The organism is Catellatospora bangladeshensis, assembly GCF_016862575.1.
GTDB lineage: Bacteria > Actinomycetota > Actinomycetes > Mycobacteriales > Micromonosporaceae > Catellatospora > Catellatospora bangladeshensis.
Map to the genome: position 1 here is coordinate 38,101 of NZ_BONF01000054.1, position 16,975 is coordinate 55,075.

Annotated in this window: 9 protein-coding genes; 6 read left to right on the forward strand and 3 right to left on the reverse strand. The window is 66.6% G+C overall.

The features are described from left to right. Positions 1-515: 515 nt before the first annotated feature. The 4 genes from Cba03nite_RS35990 to Cba03nite_RS36005 are packed head-to-tail and all read left to right on the forward strand — an operon-like array spanning position 516 to position 5,095. The gene (locus Cba03nite_RS35990) at positions 516-2,300 is read left to right on the forward strand and encodes a KAP family P-loop NTPase fold protein (RefSeq protein ID WP_203756412.1); all 1,785 of its coding nucleotides are present in this window, start codon (positions 516-518) and stop codon (positions 2,298-2,300) included. Then, positions 2,300-3,082, forward strand: a complete 783-nt coding sequence (locus Cba03nite_RS35995) for a Qat anti-phage system associated protein QatB (protein ID WP_203756414.1) — start codon at positions 2,300-2,302, stop codon at positions 3,080-3,082. Before Cba03nite_RS35990 ends, Cba03nite_RS35995 begins: the two co-directional genes overlap by 1 nt. Continuing rightward, on the forward strand, positions 3,079-4,350 hold the full coding sequence (locus tag Cba03nite_RS36000) for an adenine nucleotide alpha hydrolase family protein (RefSeq protein WP_203756416.1): 1,272 nt from the start codon (positions 3,079-3,081) through the stop codon (positions 4,348-4,350). The genes Cba03nite_RS35995 and Cba03nite_RS36000 overlap by 4 nt, the downstream gene beginning before the upstream one ends. After that, positions 4,337-5,095 carry a TatD family hydrolase gene (locus tag Cba03nite_RS36005; protein ID WP_203756418.1) on the forward strand — a complete coding sequence of 253 codons (759 nt, stop codon included), beginning with the start codon at positions 4,337-4,339 and terminating at the stop codon, positions 5,093-5,095. The genes Cba03nite_RS36000 and Cba03nite_RS36005 overlap by 14 nt, the downstream gene beginning before the upstream one ends. Before the next feature lie 258 nt (positions 5,096-5,353). Here the strand turns inward: Cba03nite_RS36005 and Cba03nite_RS36010 are convergent, their stop codons facing one another. Next, a complete protein-coding gene (locus tag Cba03nite_RS36010; RefSeq protein ID WP_203756421.1) occupies positions 5,354-6,337 on the reverse strand; it encodes a DUF7669 domain-containing protein in 984 nt (327 codons plus the stop codon). A gap of 171 nt (positions 6,338-6,508) precedes the next feature. Between Cba03nite_RS36010 and pglW the strand changes: the two genes are divergently transcribed. After that, on the forward strand, positions 6,509-10,912 hold the full coding sequence (gene pglW, locus Cba03nite_RS36015) for a BREX system serine/threonine kinase PglW (RefSeq protein ID WP_203756424.1): 4,404 nt from the start codon (positions 6,509-6,511) through the stop codon (positions 10,910-10,912). Between the two features lie 3 nt (positions 10,913-10,915). Here pglW and Cba03nite_RS36020 read toward each other — a convergent pair whose 3' ends face one another. After that, positions 10,916-11,938, reverse strand: coding sequence for an ADP-ribosylglycohydrolase family protein (locus Cba03nite_RS36020; RefSeq protein ID WP_203756427.1), 1,023 nt, complete (start codon positions 11,936-11,938; stop codon positions 10,916-10,918). 95 nt (positions 11,939-12,033) lie between these two features. Here Cba03nite_RS36020 and pglX point away from each other — a divergent pair, with 95 nt between their 5' ends. Then, positions 12,034-15,588, forward strand: a complete 3,555-nt coding sequence (gene pglX, locus Cba03nite_RS36025; protein ID WP_203756430.1) for a BREX-2 system adenine-specific DNA-methyltransferase PglX — start codon at positions 12,034-12,036, stop codon at positions 15,586-15,588. A gap of 89 nt (positions 15,589-15,677) precedes the next feature. On the opposite strand, the gene Cba03nite_RS36030 is transcribed toward pglX, so the two are convergent. Beyond that, a complete protein-coding gene (locus Cba03nite_RS36030) occupies positions 15,678-16,961 on the reverse strand; it encodes a protein NO VEIN domain-containing protein (protein ID WP_203756439.1) in 1,284 nt (427 codons plus the stop codon). Positions 16,962-16,975 lie beyond the last annotated feature (14 nt).

The following is a 16,975-nucleotide window of genomic DNA, read 5'->3' on the forward strand; positions in this document are numbered from 1 at the left end:
TTCGCTCATTCGCTCGTTCGCTCAGGCGGCCAGGATCCGTTGGGCGGCAACGACATGGACGTTCCCGCGAAATGCCGCCAGGCGCTGCAAGGGCGTCGGCGCGCCTACTCGTCGGCGTCAGGACCGCAGCGGTACGGCGAAGCTGCCTCTGTGATGGCTCGTGTGGAGTGCCCGATGCGGGGGCTACGTGGGCATCCAGGGCAAGCCGCGCAAGCTCGGGCACCGCGTCAGCGGCACTATGATCCAATGGCTGCTGCGGATCCGGCGTCTTCCGCCTGCGCCGCAGCGGTTACAGGTTACGTGCCGGGACTTCCTGCGGACCCAGGCGGGCACCATCTTGACCTGCGACCTCTTGCAGCGGCAGTCGTACACCTCGGCAACCTGACCGCACTGCCCGAACGCCGCGATGCTCGATATCGGCCAGCCATGTGGCTGTGGAGGACGGCCGGTGGCGACAAGGACCTCGTCCACTACAATACCGTGTCCTCGTCGGTGCGTTGAGTGATCATGTTGGAGTGCGGGTGACCAATCCTGGGCCTCAGGCCAGCTTCGCCGCGCCCCTGTTCGACGACAACCCGGCCATCCTCGACCTGCTCGGGTTCGACGCGGTGGCCGAGGTAGTGGCCAGAGTCGTCACTGCAGGTGGTCTGGACCCGGTAACGGTGGGCATCCACAGCGCCTGGGGTGGAGGGAAGTCCACCGCGCTGAATCTCATTGCCGGTCGCCTCGGCCGCGAGGGCCACGTGGTCGTGGTCCGGATCGACCCGTGGGAGTTCGAGAACGCCGAGGACCTGCGCGGTACTTTGATCACCCAGGTCCTAGACGAGTTGCAGAGCCGCGTCGAGTCCACTACAACGGAGCCGTCGAAGCGGGAACGGCTGGTGGCCCGTCTCGGTGATCTGCGGCGGCGCATCGCCTGGGGGCGCGTGGCCCAGGTGCTGGTGTCGAGTGCGGTGACCCTTTCGCCCAACTTCGATGGGCTGATTGAAGCGCTGACGCCCAAGCCGAAACAGGTGGAGTCCGAAGCGGGCACGGCTGGCGCTCAAGGTATGGCGGGCTTCCGGGAGGCTTTTGAGGCGCTGATGGGCGAAGTTGACGGCATCCAGAAAGTGGTCGTGCTCGTCGACGATCTTGATCGCTGTCTGCCACCGACGATCATGGCGACTCTTGAAGCGATCAAGCTGTTCTTGTCGGTGCGGCGGATGGCGTTCGTGCTGGCCGCCGATGAGGACCTGATCCGTGAGGCGATCGGCGTCCACCTGGAGGGCGCGGCCAAGGGCGGGTTCGCCAAGCTGTACACCGAGAAAATCATCCAGCTTCCGATCTCTCTGCCGGTGTTGTCGGTCGAGCAGGCGGAGGCCTACGTCGCGTTGCTGCTGTGCAAGAACGCTGGGCAGCTCACCACGCAGGCGTTCCAGGACGTCATCGACGCAGCGCGCCAGCGCCGGCTGGAGGGCAGAGCGCCGTACGTCGTCGCTGGCGAGAACGGATCCGACGGGCCGTCGGGCGAACACCTTGTGCTGGCGGCACGTATCGCTGAAGGACTCGGCGCTGACGTGTGGCGTAGCCCTCGGGCGATCAAGCGGTTCCTCAACGCGTTCGCCGTCCGCGAGCACCTCGCTCGTGCCGGCGGCGCAGAGCTGGAGCTTGAGGTCCTGCTCAAGTTGTACCTGCTGGAGATCAGACACCTGGAGGAATTCCGCCTGCTGAGCCAGAAGCCGTCCGCAGAACGCAACACGCTGATCGCTGACTGGGAGCGCTGGGCCGACGGCGACGGCGATCGACCGCAGGGTGTGCGCGAGGAGACAAAAGCGTGGGCACGCAGCAAGCCGTCACTCACGGGACTCGAGGCGCAGGTCGAGCGGTACCTAAGCGTCGCGGCGACGCTGCTGAGTGATGTCCGCTTCGGCGGCGCGGTCACCGGAGCGCTCATACGGATCATCGAGGCTCTGGCCGACGCCTCCGAGGCGACGCGTGGTGCGGCAGTACAGGAGCTGAAAGAGTTGGAGCTGGCCGACCGGCAGATCGTGGTCCAAGGCCTGGGCGACCAGCTGACCCGACTGGCGGATCCCGAGCCGGTGATCGCGTCGCTCGCCACGGTCAGCCAGGCTGACCCCGATTTGGCCGACATGGCGAGCCGGGCACTGAGCCAGCCGGCGGTGGTCGGGCGGCTGGAGCCCCACCACGTCGTGTACCTCGCTGGGTTCGAGCAGGTGCTACGGGTGATCGTCGCCACCAAGGGGCTGGATGCCGACGTCGTGGAAGCGGCGCGTGCTGAGCTCGCCGAGCCGCTGCGGTAATGGGCACCTCCGGCGCGTATGGCGGCAGCGGCTCCCAAACCTGGGACGCAGCCCATGAAGCGTACGGGGACGCCGCCGCAGCGGACGGGACGGGCCCGTCGGATGCGCAGGTTCAGGCGTTTGTCAATGCGTTCATGCAGGCCCTGGCGAAGAACTCCGGACCGGTGCCAGGACCGTCGTCGTACCCGCTCGCCTCGCTGCGCCCCCAGCGGGCCGGCGGCGGCGGGGGATCGAGCAGTTCGGCTGGCGGAGGAGGCGAACGCAACCTCGGCCGGCAGACCGCCCGTGGAGCCGCCGCGGTCGCCGGAGCTTCCGCACTGCGCACCGGCGACCGGGCGACACTCGCTGAACTCGGTCTCGACCTGAACCATCTCGACAGCCTGCCCTCGCCCCGGGCCAAATGCGCATACATCGTCGACACCCTGCTCGGGGCCCCAAGCCACCCCGACGAGGTGGCGCTGCGTGCCGCGACGTTGCGCACCATGGTGGAGATCCAGAAGGCTAAGGAGGCGCTAACCGCCGCTCAGCAGCTGGAGCTGTTCCTCCAGCACCTAGCCTACGAGCAGGTGCTCGTCGAACTGACATCGCAGCGGCGCACCGACCACATCACGCCACAGCGCGCGAAGGAGATCGAGGACAAGGCCAAGAAATACCTACGCGCGAGCGTGTCGGCGATGCGGCTACCGAAGATTGCGAAGCTGGCCGCACAAACCTTCGTCGCGTCCGCTACAACGCTCGCACACAAGGTGTTTACGGTCTTCCGGATCCGAGACGAGCGATGAACATTCTCGAACTGCTGCCAGACGGCTCACCGGCCACCCAACCCGACGCGGTCATCTACCCATGGCCCGCCACGCCCGGCCGCTCGGCCGCAGTGCACACAGAAATCGGCTGGTCGATGACAGAACTCGGACCGGCCGCGCCAGCAGCCAAAGACCTGTTGCGCATCGTTGCCGCCGCCTACCTGGCCGACCGGACCGTCTCGCGTCCACAGCTGGCCATGCACCGCGACATGCACATCATCGTCCACCTCGAGCAGCCGGAGACCTGGACGCAAGAATCCCTGGACCGGATAGCGGACCTGCTGCACTGGCTGTCCGGCGACACCTGGCGCATTGACATCGTTCCTGCGCAACCGGCGACCGCGCACACCCGGCCCGACGCCCTCCCTGCACCAGTCGAAACCGTCAGCCTGCTCTCCGGCGGCCTCGACTCGTTGTGCGGTGCCCTGCTGCACCTTGACGACGCTGCCACAACCGTCTTCCTCGGTCACCGCGACAGCTCCACCGCCGTGCGCCGAGCGCAGGACACGATCAAGGTTGCACTGCGCCAGCGCCAATCGGACAGCACCTACCTCCGATTCGCATTCAGGCCGATCACCACACGGCGCGAGTCGACACCCCGCACCCGCTCCCTGCTGTTCATGGCCATGGCCGCCGCGGTCGCATCCGGCCACGACGCCACTCGCATTCTTGTACCGGAGAACGGATTCACGAGCATTAACCCGCCTCTGGAACCGTCACGCGGCGGTCCGCTGACCACCAGGTCGACCCATCCGTGGACCTTCTACACCCTGCAGCAGCTGCTCGACTCGCTACCGCTGAATGGCATAACCATCACCAACCCTTACGCCACGATGACCAAAGGTGAGCTTGTCGCCGAAGCGCTGCGCCCCGACTCCGCCGACGACTTGCGCTTGGCCGCAGCCACACTGTCCTGTGCTAAGCCCAACGCCGGACGCCTGCCCGGAGGCAACCCCAACCTCAACTGCGGCCTTTGCATAGCGTGCCTCGTCCGCCGCAGCTCCTTCATCGCCGCGCAGCTGCCCGACGAGACAGAATACCTGGTCGACGTGCTCACCGAACCGACACGCGAACGGCTGATGCATCTACGGCGCCACGACATCGCTGCCTGGTCTTACGCTACCAGCGCCGGCTTCGATGAGTACCGCGTCATCGCCTCCGGACTGTGGCCCCCGCAGACCGATTTCGACGCAGTACTCGCGCTCTGCGACCGAGGGCTGGAGGAACTTGCCCGTGTCACTATCTGACCTTCCGGCGCTGGACTGCCACGCCCACATCGCACCCGATGTAACCGCTGCTCAGGTCAGAGCACTCAACGGCGGCATCATCTTCGCGATGACCCGCAGCCCAGCGGAAGCCGCCGCAGCCGCACGTCGAAACGACGCCACGATTCTCTGGGGCTACGGCGCCCATCCGGGCGTCGCAGCGGCAGTCGCCGCCGTCACCGAAGACAGCGTCAGACGAGGCGTTGAACAGCACACCATCGTCGGCGAAATCGGCCTCGACCGAAAGACCGCATTAGCGCCACAGCTAGCTGCGCTTGACATGATCCTCAAAGTCTGCGCCGACCAGCCACGCTTGCTGTCTTTACACAGCACCGGACGTACCAGCGAGTTGCTCGACGCGCTCACCCGCCGCCCACAGACCGGCGCGATCCTGCACTGGTTCAACGGCACCCGCGACGAAATCGAACGTGCCGCCGCTCTGGGCTGCTACTTCTCCGTCAACGCAGCCATGTCCGACGAACGACTCGCATGGATCCCTTGTGACCGTCTGCTGCCCGAGACCGACTTTCCGAGCAGCCGACGCACCACACGCGCTGGCATGCCAGGCGACATCGCTGCCCTCGAGCAGCGTATGTCCGCACTGCTGAACCAACCGGCACCTACCATCCGCGAACTGTGGTATCGCAACCTCGCCACGCTGGCGAAGCGAACCGGTGTCATCTCTCAGGTGCCGCCTACGCTCCGCGAACTTCTTGAGGGCGTCTGACTGCCGCCTCAGGTCTACCAGGGCAGCTGGATAAGAAATGGTGGCACGAGGACCGTGGTCAGTGCTGCCCTGGTGACGATGATCTGGCGCTGTGTCGGTAGCGTCGGAGCGCTGTATGACCATCAGGAGCTCACCGATCACGGCGGCCGGGCGCATCATCACCGCTGGACGTGCCGAGCCACGACCGCGAGGTCTACCCCGGCAACCTATAACGATGACTGTCGGTAGGGACGACGACCTCCCGGCAACTTGATCTGGCTACGGGCTGCCGGCTTGACGCGGGTTGAGTTGGTAAGTGGCGCGGTCCACCCGGACGAAGTCCTCATACGTAGTGGAAGCATTGTCGGGCGCGTTGACGCACATGTGAGAGCTGATCATCGTGCGGATCGTGGATTCGGCATACCTGGTGGCGCGGCGGCGCATCTCGGTCAGAACGTCCGTCAGCGTGAAGGTTGCCGCACCGGATCGAACCATGACGGCCGCTACGGCATCCAGAATCTCGGCGCGGACCCCACCAGTAGACCGGTTCGTATCGAGGGTAGACCGGTTTGTATCGAGCAACGACCGTGCCGACTGGCTGACCCTGCTCGACGACGATGTGTGCTCAGGGCGCTGGACGGGTAGCCGAGTCATTTTCCCGGCCACATGAACTGGGTCCACGATGAACGCGGTCAGCCGCAAGCGGGGACCGATCACAGTACTGAGAAGGCGGCGGGCCGTTACCTGCAAGCCTGCCATGCGCTGTCCGATGATCTGTGCCGCCGATGACGGCAGCCGTTCCAGAACCGCAGGGTCGAGCACTATGTCTTCGGCACTGAAATCGAAGCCATACCGCTTCCCAGAGCTTGCCAGGTAACGGCCGAGCCGATCGGTCTCGGCGAGGACGAACACACGATCGGCGGTCGCCGAGTACACGGCTAGTCGGTAGAAATCCTTGAGCACCTCGCCGAGCGCCATCGTCCAGGCGGCGTTGACCTCGTTCGGTTCACGGGGGAACTTGAACTCGACTAGAGCGCCCGGCATGCCAGCGCCGACGACAAGATCGATACGAGAACCCTTCAAGTCCGGATGCGGCCACTCGTACCGTAGCTGCGCTGGATCGACGCCAGCGGCTACCAGCGCTCGCGCGGAGGCGAACCGGACCACGTCTTCCGTGAGCAGATCGCCGAGACCTGCGTTACGGTGATGCGCGAGTTCCTGGGCTACTGCCTGCCAGACGTCGACACTGAGCCACGCACGCATCAGGTGACAATAACGCTGTTGTTGATCATCATTTATCCGCCAGTCGGTCGGAAGGATCGGGCGTAACGGCGGCGGTGTGCTTCCAGGCGTCGCGTAAGTCTGGCCCACCGTGAGCCGATGCGCAGGTAAGCAGCGCACACAGTGTCCGGCCCGGCGTCTAGGATGCCTCCCATGCAGGAGGGCCGGTGGACCACGATCACGCCGTCGCAGTTCGCGCACGAGCGCGAGGCGCTGGCACAGGTACAGGCACTGCTGCCTGACACCGAACCTTACCGTGCGTGGTCGAACTTCACGTTTACCGCGCAATCCGGGCATCCGCACGAGGTGGATCTGCTGGTCGTCGGGCCTGGCGGGCTCTACCTGATTGAGATCAAGAGTTTGACGGGTCGCCTTGTGTCGAGCGGCTCGAATTGGATGCTCACCGGCCCCAGCGCTACTCGAACTTTCGACAACCCGCTGCACCTGGCCGATGCAAAGGCCAAGCGACTGCGGTCGCTTCTAGAAGCAGCCAACCAGCGCAGCAAGACCAAGGTTCGGATCCCGTTCGTGCAGGCTGCGGTGTTCCTGTCAAAGCCGGGGCTGCAGATCGGCCTGTCCGACTATCACATGCACGGCCTGTATGGTCCGGAGCCCGCCACGGGCGCGCAGCCCGGCCCGCTGCCGCCTATCTGGTCGGCGCTGCTGCAGCGTCCGCCGCAGGACGAACGGCACCGGGTCACGCCGCAGGTGTCTCGCGCGCTGCCGGATTTGCTCGCGGCGGTGGGAATCGCCCGCAGCCGTCGCCACTACCAGATCGGTTCCTGGGAGCTCGCCTCGCGCCCGTTCGACGTGGGCCCCACGTGGCAGGACCACGAGGCCAAGCATCGCGAGCTGGAACGAGAGCGTCGCCGGGTGCGGATCTACCTGGTTGAGCGCAATGCGGTGCAGGCTGAGCGTGCCAGCATCGAGCGTGCGGCCAAGCGGGAGATGCTGGCGCTGCACGGCATCAACCATCCCGGCATCGTGCAGGTCGACGCGATGGAGTCGCACGAGGCCGGGCCTGCGCTGATCTTCCGGCACGACCCGCGGTCGATGCGGCTCGACCACTACATGGCGCAGTACGGCGAACGCCTAGACGCGCCGGCGCGGCTCACGATGATCCGCCAGCTCGCCGAGACGGTGGCGTACGCGCACCGGCGGCACCTGCACCACCGGGCGTTGTCGGCGCGCAGCGTCCTGGTCACCCCAGGCCGCAAGCGCCGCGGCGGCGGTGACGACGAAGCGTGGCTCTCGCCGCAATTGCAGCTCAGCGACTGGCAGGTGGCGACCCGCGGCACAGACTCGGGCAGCAGCGCCACAAGCGGCGGCGAGCTCGTGGCGATGTCCTCCCACGCGGCAGCACATCTGGAGCGGTCCGCCGAGGCGTATCTAGCCCCGGAGCTGACCACTCCCCGCCCGGACGCAGTCGCGATGGACGTCTTCGGTCTGGGCGCGCTTGCCTACCTAATCCTGACCGGGCAACCACCGGCGGCAAAGCGTGCCGAGCTGCTCGCCCGACTTGCCCAGGAGAACGGGCTGCGGCCGTCGTCGGTGGCCGACTCGGTGTCGGAGTTCGCCGACGAGCTGGTCCAGGCAGCCACCGCGCCGCTGCCGACTCAGCGCCTCACGACTGTCGCGGACTTCATCGAGATGCTGGAGGTCATCGAGGACGAGCTGACGGCGCCGCCGCCGGCCTCGGTGCACCCGGAGCAGGTGGAGCCCCAGATCGATCCGCTTGAGGCGCGCCCTGGTGACCGCGTCAATGAGTGGACGATCCGCAAGCGGCTGGGAACCGGCTCCACCTGCCGCGCCTTCCTGGCCTACAACGACCGCACCGGCCGGGAGGAGGTGCTCAAGGTCGGGCTCTCCGACGAGAAGGGCACCCGCTTGGCGCACGAAGCGCGCGTGCTCGGCCCGCTCACCGACTCGCGAATCATCCGGCTGGCCAGGCCCGAGCCGCTGCAGATCGCCAACCGCACCGTTGTGGTGCTGGAGCACGCGGGCGACCGGACACTGGCACGTAAGCTGCGTGACGAGGGCCGGCTGACCGTCGACGAGCTGGAGACGTACAGCGACTACCTGTTCGGCGCGCTGGACTACCTCGAGGGTGAGGGCGTCTACCACCGCGACGTGAAGCCCGACAACATCGCCATCCGGGTGCGCCCCAACCGCACGCGGCAGCTGGTGGTGTTCGACTTCTCCCTCGCCGGGGTCTCCGTCAAGGAGATCACCGCAGGCACTCCGCGCTACCTCGACCCCTTCCTGGGCAGCGCCACCCGTCAGGTCTACGACCGGCACGCCGAGTGGTACGCGCTGGCCGTCACGCTGCACGAGATGGCCTCCGGCGAGCTGCCGGTCTGGGGTGACGGCGGCACCGAACCCCAGCTGACCGACGGGCCGCCCGTGCTGGCCGTGGAGGCATTCGACCCGGCCGTCCGGGACGGGCTGGTCGACTTCTTCGACGTCGCGCTGCATCGTGACGCTCGGGCGCGTCACACGTCGCTCAAGGAGATGCGCGACGCCTGGCAGCAGGTGTTCCGACGCTCCGACGCGAGCGCTCCGGTGGGCACGGACCACCCCGAACTGACGGACGACGCCGACGTCCAGCAGGCTGAGGCGGCCCGCGACGAGGCCGCAGCGAAGGCGACCCGCGCAACAGCGCTGGATGCCGCCGGCCTCACGCCACGCGCGGTGTCGGCGGCGCACCGCCTCGAAGCCACTACTGTTGGCGAGCTCCTGGCCGTGGCGACGAAACTCGCCCACCTGCCCGGGTTGGGCGCCAAGACCCGCCAGGAACTGCAGCGGCGGGTCAAGGACTGGCGCAACCGGCTCGGTGACCGCGAGACCATCGCGACGTCGACGGCCGACCGCAAGGCAGCCCAGTCCGAGGTCGAGGACGCGGCCGCCGCAAGCGGCCATGCCGACGCCGAACTCATCCGCATCGGGCTCGACGCCATCGCGACGCTGCTCGTGCCGGCGAAGACCAGCCGCAACACCAACGAGGCCGAAGCCACCAGGCTGCTGCTCAACCTGCCTGACGAGACCGGGGCGCTGCCGGACCTGCCGCCGTGGCCGCAGCAGCCCCAGGTGGCCAAGATCCTGGGCGTCACCTCGGGACGTATCGCGCAGATCCTCGGCAGCCAGCGCAAGCGCTGGCACGGCACGCCGGTGGTCCGCAACGTCCGTACCCAGATCGTCGACCTGCTGCGCGACAACGGCCGGGTGATGGGCGTCGGCGAGCTCGCCGCCGCGCTGCTGGGCAGCAGGGGATCGGTACGCACCGGCGAGCAGGTGCGCAACGCAGTCGCGCTCGCAGCCGTGCGCGCCGCAGTCGAGATCGACGACCTCGAACCGGAGCGCTGGCTGCTGACCCGACGCCACGGTGACCGTCTGCTGGTCGCCCTGGAAGCCGCCGACGATGACGCACCTGACATCCCGACCGCACCCGCGCTGCTCGACTACGCCGACGCATTGGGCAAGGCGGCCGACAAGCTCGCCAGGAGCGAGGTCCTGCAAAGCCCTGCCACTGTGCTGCGCACCCTTGCCGCGGTCACCGGGCCAGGCGGTGCTGCCCAGGCCATGGACGATCGCCGCCGCGTGCAGTTGGCCGCGGTGGCGTCAGATAACGCCGCGGCAACGGCGCGGATGGAGATCTATCCTCGTGATCTCGCGCCGGTGCGTGCGCTACGGCTGGCCCAGGCCGGTGTGGTGCCGCCTGCGCCATCCCCGGACCAGCGCCGGGGCCTGACACCGGCGCAGGTCGCCGAGCGCGTGGCAGCCCGCTTCCCGGACCTGCCCCGCCTGCCAGGCGATCCCCAGCAGCTCGGCAAACTGCTGACCGAGGCGGGGTTCGAGCTGATCTGGAACCGGGATCGTTACATCTCGCCCGTACGACCCGGCTCGTCCTCGATGTCGATCGTGCTGCGCCGCCCGTCCGGGACCGCCCCGGCGAACCGGTGGACAGCGGAGTCGCCCGAGCTGGCGGCCGCGATGAGGGCCGAGGAGCAGCTGGCGGGTGCCGGCGCGGCTGGCGGGTTCCGGGCGCTGACGGTGCGGCTGTCCCGCTACGGCCTGGCACGCGAGGAGCTGGTCCGGCGGTTCGATGCCCGGCCGGTGAGCGTCGCCGGGCGCTTCCTGGACGAGTTGCACGCGCTCGTTGACGCCCGGCCCAAGCCGACCTGGGAAACCGTGCTCGGCGCCGACGTGGCCGAGCCCGGGTCGCGTTCGGCCATCAAGCTGGGGGAGTACGTCGAGGAGGCGTGGAAGCTCACTGAGCCGGCACTAGCCGGGCAGCTCCGCCGCGGCGATGGCCCTGTGCTGTTGCACGATGCCGGTGTGCTGGCCCGCTACGGTGCGATGGACCTGCTGCACAGGCTCGCCGAAGCTGCTCGCGGTGGCGCGGGCGACGTGTGGGTGCTGTGCCCGATGGAGGACCCGGCGCAGTTGCCCAAGATCGACGGCGCGGTGGTGCGCGTCGGCGACAACGAGTGGATCTCGCTGCCCGACCTGTGGGTCGTCAACGCCCACCGCAGCACGGCCGATGCCGCCGTGTCCTGAGGCTCACCAACCGGGGTATCGGTCCGACCAGTGCGGATCGTCGGCTTCGCCGTACAGGTTTCCTGACGGGTTCTCGGTGATCTGGCGCACAAAGTCTTGGGCAAGGGTGTCGGCTGCCCACGCCAGCTCCAGGCGTGACAGCCAGTCGACGGGAAGCGCGTTGGGACCGTGCATCGCGCCGAGGAGGGTACCCGCGACCGCGGCAGCATGGCCGCCGTCACCGGCCGATGCGGCGAAGAGCAACGCGTCGCGTACGCGTTCAGGCTCGGGGAACGACATTGCGGCATAGACTCCACCGGCGAGGGCGGACGTGGCCCGTGCATCGGAAGCGAGCTGTGACAGCACCGCAGGCTGGGCGGCGGGAGCCTGGGCCGCAGCGAGAGCAAGGCTCTTGCCGGCCGCGGCGGGCCACTGGCGCTCGGCCAAGGCAGCGGCGTCCGCAATGCCCCGGCCTCTGCTGACCTGGTGAATCATCATGGTGCCAACGGCGGCGGCGTCCACAGCCTCACCGCAATGGGTCAGTGCGGCGATCTCGGCGGCCAGCTGACCCGCCCTGTCGACCTCATCGGGCAACAGCGCGGCGGGAAGGCTCCGAACGACTGCATGAGCGCCGATACTCGAACCCACCGGTTCCTCGATCGTGCCGGACTTCTTGCCCTGCAGCGCCGCCACCGTGGCCGGTGCCGAACCGCGCCGCTGGGCCAAGACCGGTACGTGTACCAGCCAGCCATCGGGCCAGTTCTCATCGCTCCATGGCTTGATCCCAGCGATGCGCTGTGCCGTAGCCCAGCGATGGTATGCGTGCCAGACCACACCAGGGTGGTAACAGATGCCCTTGTGAGACAGGCGGACATCCGCGCGGATCAGGCCATCGACGGTGAAGCAAGCCAGCTGCCCACCGCTCGTGGCCTGCAACGGCTCATCGTCTGGCACATTGCCGGCCAGCGCACCGACCGAACTGCCCAGCACCAGACCGAGCACCGTACCGCGGGCAGCATAGATCCGCTGCGAGGTCGACCTATCCACCGGCCGATCATAGGGGCGCAGGCACGGCTGAGTGGAGGCCGTGACTGCTCTGGCGGGTGACACCGACGTACGGAGGTGACGACTAAGCTCTGCCTGTGATCGACCCGAAGCTGCTGCTCGCCGACCTGCAGAAGCAGGTCAAATCGTTAGAGACGGACCTGCGCGAGCAGGTAGAGACGGTCGAGGAGGTCCGCGGCAGGCTGCGAGGCGAATACGACCGCGCCTTCAAGGTCGAGCGTACGGCCGCAACCTGGGCTGCCTGGCGGGACGAACGGGTGACCCAGGTCGCGGTGGCCTGGGTGCTCGGCACGGTGTTCGTGCGCTTCTGCGAGGACAACGGTTTGCTCCGCGACCCTTTCCTGGCCGGCTCGGGTGACCGGCTGGTGTTGGCCGAGGAGGCGGAGGCGCAGTTCTTCCGCGACAAGCCGCAGGAAACCCTGCGCGGCTGGCTGCTCGCCGGGTTCGACGCGATCGCCGGCACGCAGGCCGGGCGCTCGCTGTTCAACAAGCGGCACAATCCGCTGTTCCAGATCCCGGTGTCGCATGATGCCGCCAAGGAACTGATCGGCTTCTGGCGCCGGCGCCGCGAGGACGGCGGTCTGGTACACGACTTCGCAGACCCTGATTGGGGCACGCGGTTCCTCGGCGACCTCTACCAGGATCTGTCTGAGGCCGCCCGCAGGACCTACGCACTGCTGCAGACGCCCGACTTCGTCGAGGAGTTCATCCTCGACCTCACGCTCACCCCGGCGATCGACGAGTTCGGGCACGACGTGGTCAAGATGATCGACCCCACGTGCGGGTCAGGGCACTTCGTGCTCGGCGCGTTCGACCGGATGCTGAAGCAGTGGGAAGAGCACGCCCCCAACCGCGACATCTACGAGCGGGTGAAGTTGGCGCTTGACGCTGTGCATGGCGTCGACATCAACCCGTTCGCCGTGGCTATTGCCCGATTCCGCCTCCTGATCGCGGCGCTGAAGGCCTGCGACTTTAAGGCCCTAGACGACGCGAATGCGTACGATTTTCCACTCCATCTTGCAATCGGTGACTCCCTTATCAAGCACCGGCAACTCGACCTCTTCGGCGGCATTGACGAACTTGCCGGGTTTCACTATGTGACCGAGGACGTCCATGAACACCCAGGAATCCTGGCTGAAAATACCTACCACGCAGTGGTGGGTAATCCCCCATATGTTGCCGTCAGTGATGAAGCGGCAAATGCCACGTATAGGCAAATGTATCGCGACGTATGTCATCGACAATACGCGTTGTCGGTTCCGTTCGCGAAGCGGTTCTTCGAACTCTCGAGGCGTGTCGGAGAGGACGGGGGCGGTGCCGGATACGTTGGTCAGATCACAGCAAATTCCTTCATGAAGCGTGAATTTGGCAAGAAGCTAATTGAAGGATTTTTTGCCCATAAGGTCGAGCTTACCCATGTCATTGACACTTCGGGTGCTTATATTCCGGGACATGGGACCCCAACTGTCATCTTGGTCGGCCGTCGCAAAGAGAAGAAGCGAGCAGAAACGCTTCGGGCTGTCTTGGGAGTTCGGGGCGAACCAGCTGCGCCCGCAAATCCGGCCGAGGGCCATGTATGGCGAGCAATTGTCAACCAAGTAAATGTACCAGGGTCAGAAAGTTCTTGGGTCAGCGTTTCGAATCTGTCGAGGAGCGTGCTGGCTACTTTCCCCTGGAGTCTGAGCGGTGGCGGCGCAATCGATGTCATGGAACTGATTTCCTCAGGTGCCTGCACCATGATGCGGAACACTGTTGAGAACATCGGCTTCATGGCAGTCACGCGGGCGGACGATGTCTATCTTGTCGGCCATTCGCGTGCACGGACAATCAGTTCTGATACTGGAGTTGTTCCATTCGTGACTGGAACCTTTGTCAGAGATTTTCTGCTGAGCTCAGAGCCATGCATATTTCCTTATGCTCCGGATGGAACAACGGCTCGAATCGGCCAGGCTGCCGCTCGTTTATTGTGGATGTTTCAGCCACAGCTGAAGTCGCGACAGGCGCTTTCGGGGACGCAGGAAGACCGTGGCTTAACTTGGTTCGAATATTCGGACTTCCATCCCGCCAGATGGTCGGCATCGTTCAAAATTTCGTTCGCAGTTGTCGCGACCCACAACCACTTCGTCCTTGACCGGGGCGGAAGGTTATTCAATCGGCACGCGCCGGTGATCAAATTGCCGGACTCGGCGAGCGAGGACGATCACCTGCGGCTGCTGGGCGTGCTCAACAGTTCGACCGCCTGCTTCTGGCTCAAGCAGGTCAGCCAAGGCAAATCCGGCAGCGGCGTTGGACGAGGTATCCAGCCCGAGGACTGGATGGAGCGCTACGAGTTCACGGGAACTAAGCTGGAGGAATTTCCGCTGCCGACGTTATACCCGCTGGAGTTGGGGCGGGAGCTGGATGGGCTGGCGCAGCGGCTTGCTGGCGTGACTTCGGCGGCGGTGGCGGAGTCCGAGGTGCCGACACGGGAGCGGCTGGCTACCGCGCATGCCGAGTATGTCTCTATCCGGGCGCGGATGATCGCGCTCCAAGAGGAGCTGGACTGGCAGGTTTACCAGCTCTACGGGCTGCTCGACGAGGCTTTAACCGCCGCGAACCCGCCAGAGCTGGCGCTGGGTCAGCGGGCATTCGAGATCGTGCTGGCGAGAAGCGAGGCGGAGACGCAGTGGTTCGAACGGCACGGCTCGACGCCGATCACCGAGCTGCCCGCGCACTGGCCCGCCGATTACCGGGCACTAGTGGAGAAGCGGATCGCGGTCATCGAATCGAACCGCAACATCGCGCTGATCGAGCGGCCGGAGTGCAAGCGCCGCTGGGCCACCGACGGCTGGGATGCGATGCAGGCCGACGCGCTGCGCAGTTGGCTCCTCGATCGATGCGAGGCACGTGAGCTGTGGTATCACCTCGTCGACGGCCTCGAACAACCGCGGCCGCTTACCACCGCACAGCTCGCCGACGAGCTGCGCCGTGACGCCGACGTACTCGGTGTCGCCGACATCTACGCACCAGGCCAGGACCTCGGCCGGGTGATCGCCGATCTGATCGCTGAGGAGCATGTGCCGTTCCTGGCCGCGCTGCGATACAAGGAGTCCGGGCTCGTCAAACGTGCTGACTGGGAGCACGTGTGGGAACTGCAGCGCAAGGAGGACGCGCAACCGGACGAGCAGGCGAAGCGAGCGGTCCGGGACGGCATCCCCGTGCCGCCGAAGTACGCCTCGGGTGACTTCCTGAAGGGCAGCTACTGGCGTCACCGCGGCAAGCTGGACGTGCCGAAGGAGCGGTTCATCTCATACCCGGGCGCGTCCAGGGACGGCGACTCCTCGCTGCTGATCGGCTGGGCCGGCTGGGATCACCGGGAGCAGGCTCAGGCCATCGCCACGCTGATCGTCGCACGTGAGCAGGAGGACGGCTGGGACGTCGACCGGCTCACGCCTCTGGTCGCGGGGCTGCGGGAGGTCCTGCCTTGGGTGCGCCAGTGGCACAAGGATTTCGACCCGATCTGGAGCGCCTCACCGGCAGACATCTATGCCAGCTTCCTGGCGGAGACGGCTGGCCGGCTGCACCTCACCGAAGACGCATTGGCGTCGTGGCAGCCGGCGAAGGCGGCTCGGGGGCGCAGGTCCGTTAGCTAGATCTGTTCCTGAACCCTGAGATGCCTCGGCTGAGGCATCTCAGGGTCGGTTGTCGTCTTCCAGCGATCGCGTACCGCCTGCAGCCGGCGTCAGTCTGCCTTGCTGAGGTCGACCTGGTGGAGGAACGGGCGGCTTGCGCCCATCGCCGTCGGGCCGTCGACGATACGCAGCGTCGGCGTGGAAAGCGCCGTCGTCACGACGGCCAACCGCCAGTCGGGTTCCTGCTTGGCCGCGCGTGCCTCGTTCGACGTGAGCAGGATCGTCGGCTTCGCGCCGCTCACGCCTTTGACCTCGACCAGGTGGACCGTTCCGGTCGGTGACGTACAGGTGAGGTCCCAGCCGAGGCACTGTGCCGACACGTCATCGGCCGTCCAGCCGCCGTCCTCGTAGTGGGACCTCACCGCGTCCATCGCCGCCTGCTCCACCGCGGCGCGGTTCGCTGGGCTTCCGAACCCGGCGCCGGACGCGGTGACGGTGACGTCTCGGGGCGGGGGCAGGTACTCCTCAAGTGCGGCGAGCTCGTCGGCGGTGACGAAGAGCGGATTGGCCATCTGGGGCTGGCGGAGCACCTCCATGCGGGCGAGTCGCGGATCTGCCTTCAGCGTCTTCCGAGTGATCGGTCGGCTGAGAAGCCGGATGTCGACTGGGACGCCGTAGGGGCTCGGACTCGACCTCTTCTCATCGATCCACAGGCCCGACTCGTCGGGGGAGTCGTCGTGGTAGGCGGGCCCGAGAATGACCCCGTCGCCCCACACGCCGGGCGTGGGATCGTCGTTGTCGTTGCCGAACACCCACAGCAACGCACGCTGCCCGGCGGCGAGCACCTCGGATGTCCGGTACGTCGGCTTGACCGACCAGCTGTCGATCGTGCTGCCGCCCCAGTCGAGGAATGTGGCGAAGTCGAAGCTGCCGGGATTGCAGGTGAACATCCAGGCGCCGAGGTTTTCGAGGGTCACCAGGCGCCCGTGTTGGGGTTCGTCGCCGGCGTCGCGGTTGGCGTCGATGACGTGGCGGACCTCCTGCAGCCACATTCCCAGGTCGTCGCCGCGTGGCCGGTTGAAGGGCGCCTGCCGGGCGAGGCGGTGGAAACCTGGGTAGGGTTCGCCGAGCCGCCCGCCCTGGTCTTTCTTGACGACGAGCGCGGAGATCATGCCGCGATTCTCGGCTTCCTCGCGGCGCGATGCGTGTTCCAGGATGTGCGGCATCGGACCCCCGTGGTAGGGAACGTCGAGTCCGTGCTCGGCGAGATGATCGCTGAGCTGGCGGTAGGTGATACGTGCGTCCGCCTCGTCACGAGCCGTCCGTGCTCGCTGACGTAGGAAGCTGACAGTGTGGTCGACGGCAAGGTCGAAGTCCGGGTCGCCGATTCGCATCGGTCTATCGTCGG

Bases quoted from the DNA above. Each gene is read 5' to 3' on its own strand.
- Cba03nite_RS35995 (WP_203756414.1), top strand. From the start codon at position 2,300: ATGGGCACCTCCGGCGCGTATGGCGGCAGCGGCTCCCAAACCTGGGAC.
- Cba03nite_RS36000 (WP_203756416.1), top strand. From the start codon at position 3,079: ATGAACATTCTCGAACTGCTGCCAGACGGCTCACCGGCCACCCAACCC.
- Cba03nite_RS36010 (WP_203756421.1), bottom strand. From the start codon at position 6,337: ATGCGTGCGTGGCTCAGTGTCGACGTCTGGCAGGCAGTAGCCCAGGAA.
- pglW (WP_203756424.1), top strand. From the start codon at position 6,509: ATGCAGGAGGGCCGGTGGACCACGATCACGCCGTCGCAGTTCGCGCAC.
- Cba03nite_RS36030 (WP_203756439.1), bottom strand. From the start codon at position 16,961: ATGCGAATCGGCGACCCGGACTTCGACCTTGCCGTCGACCACACTGTC.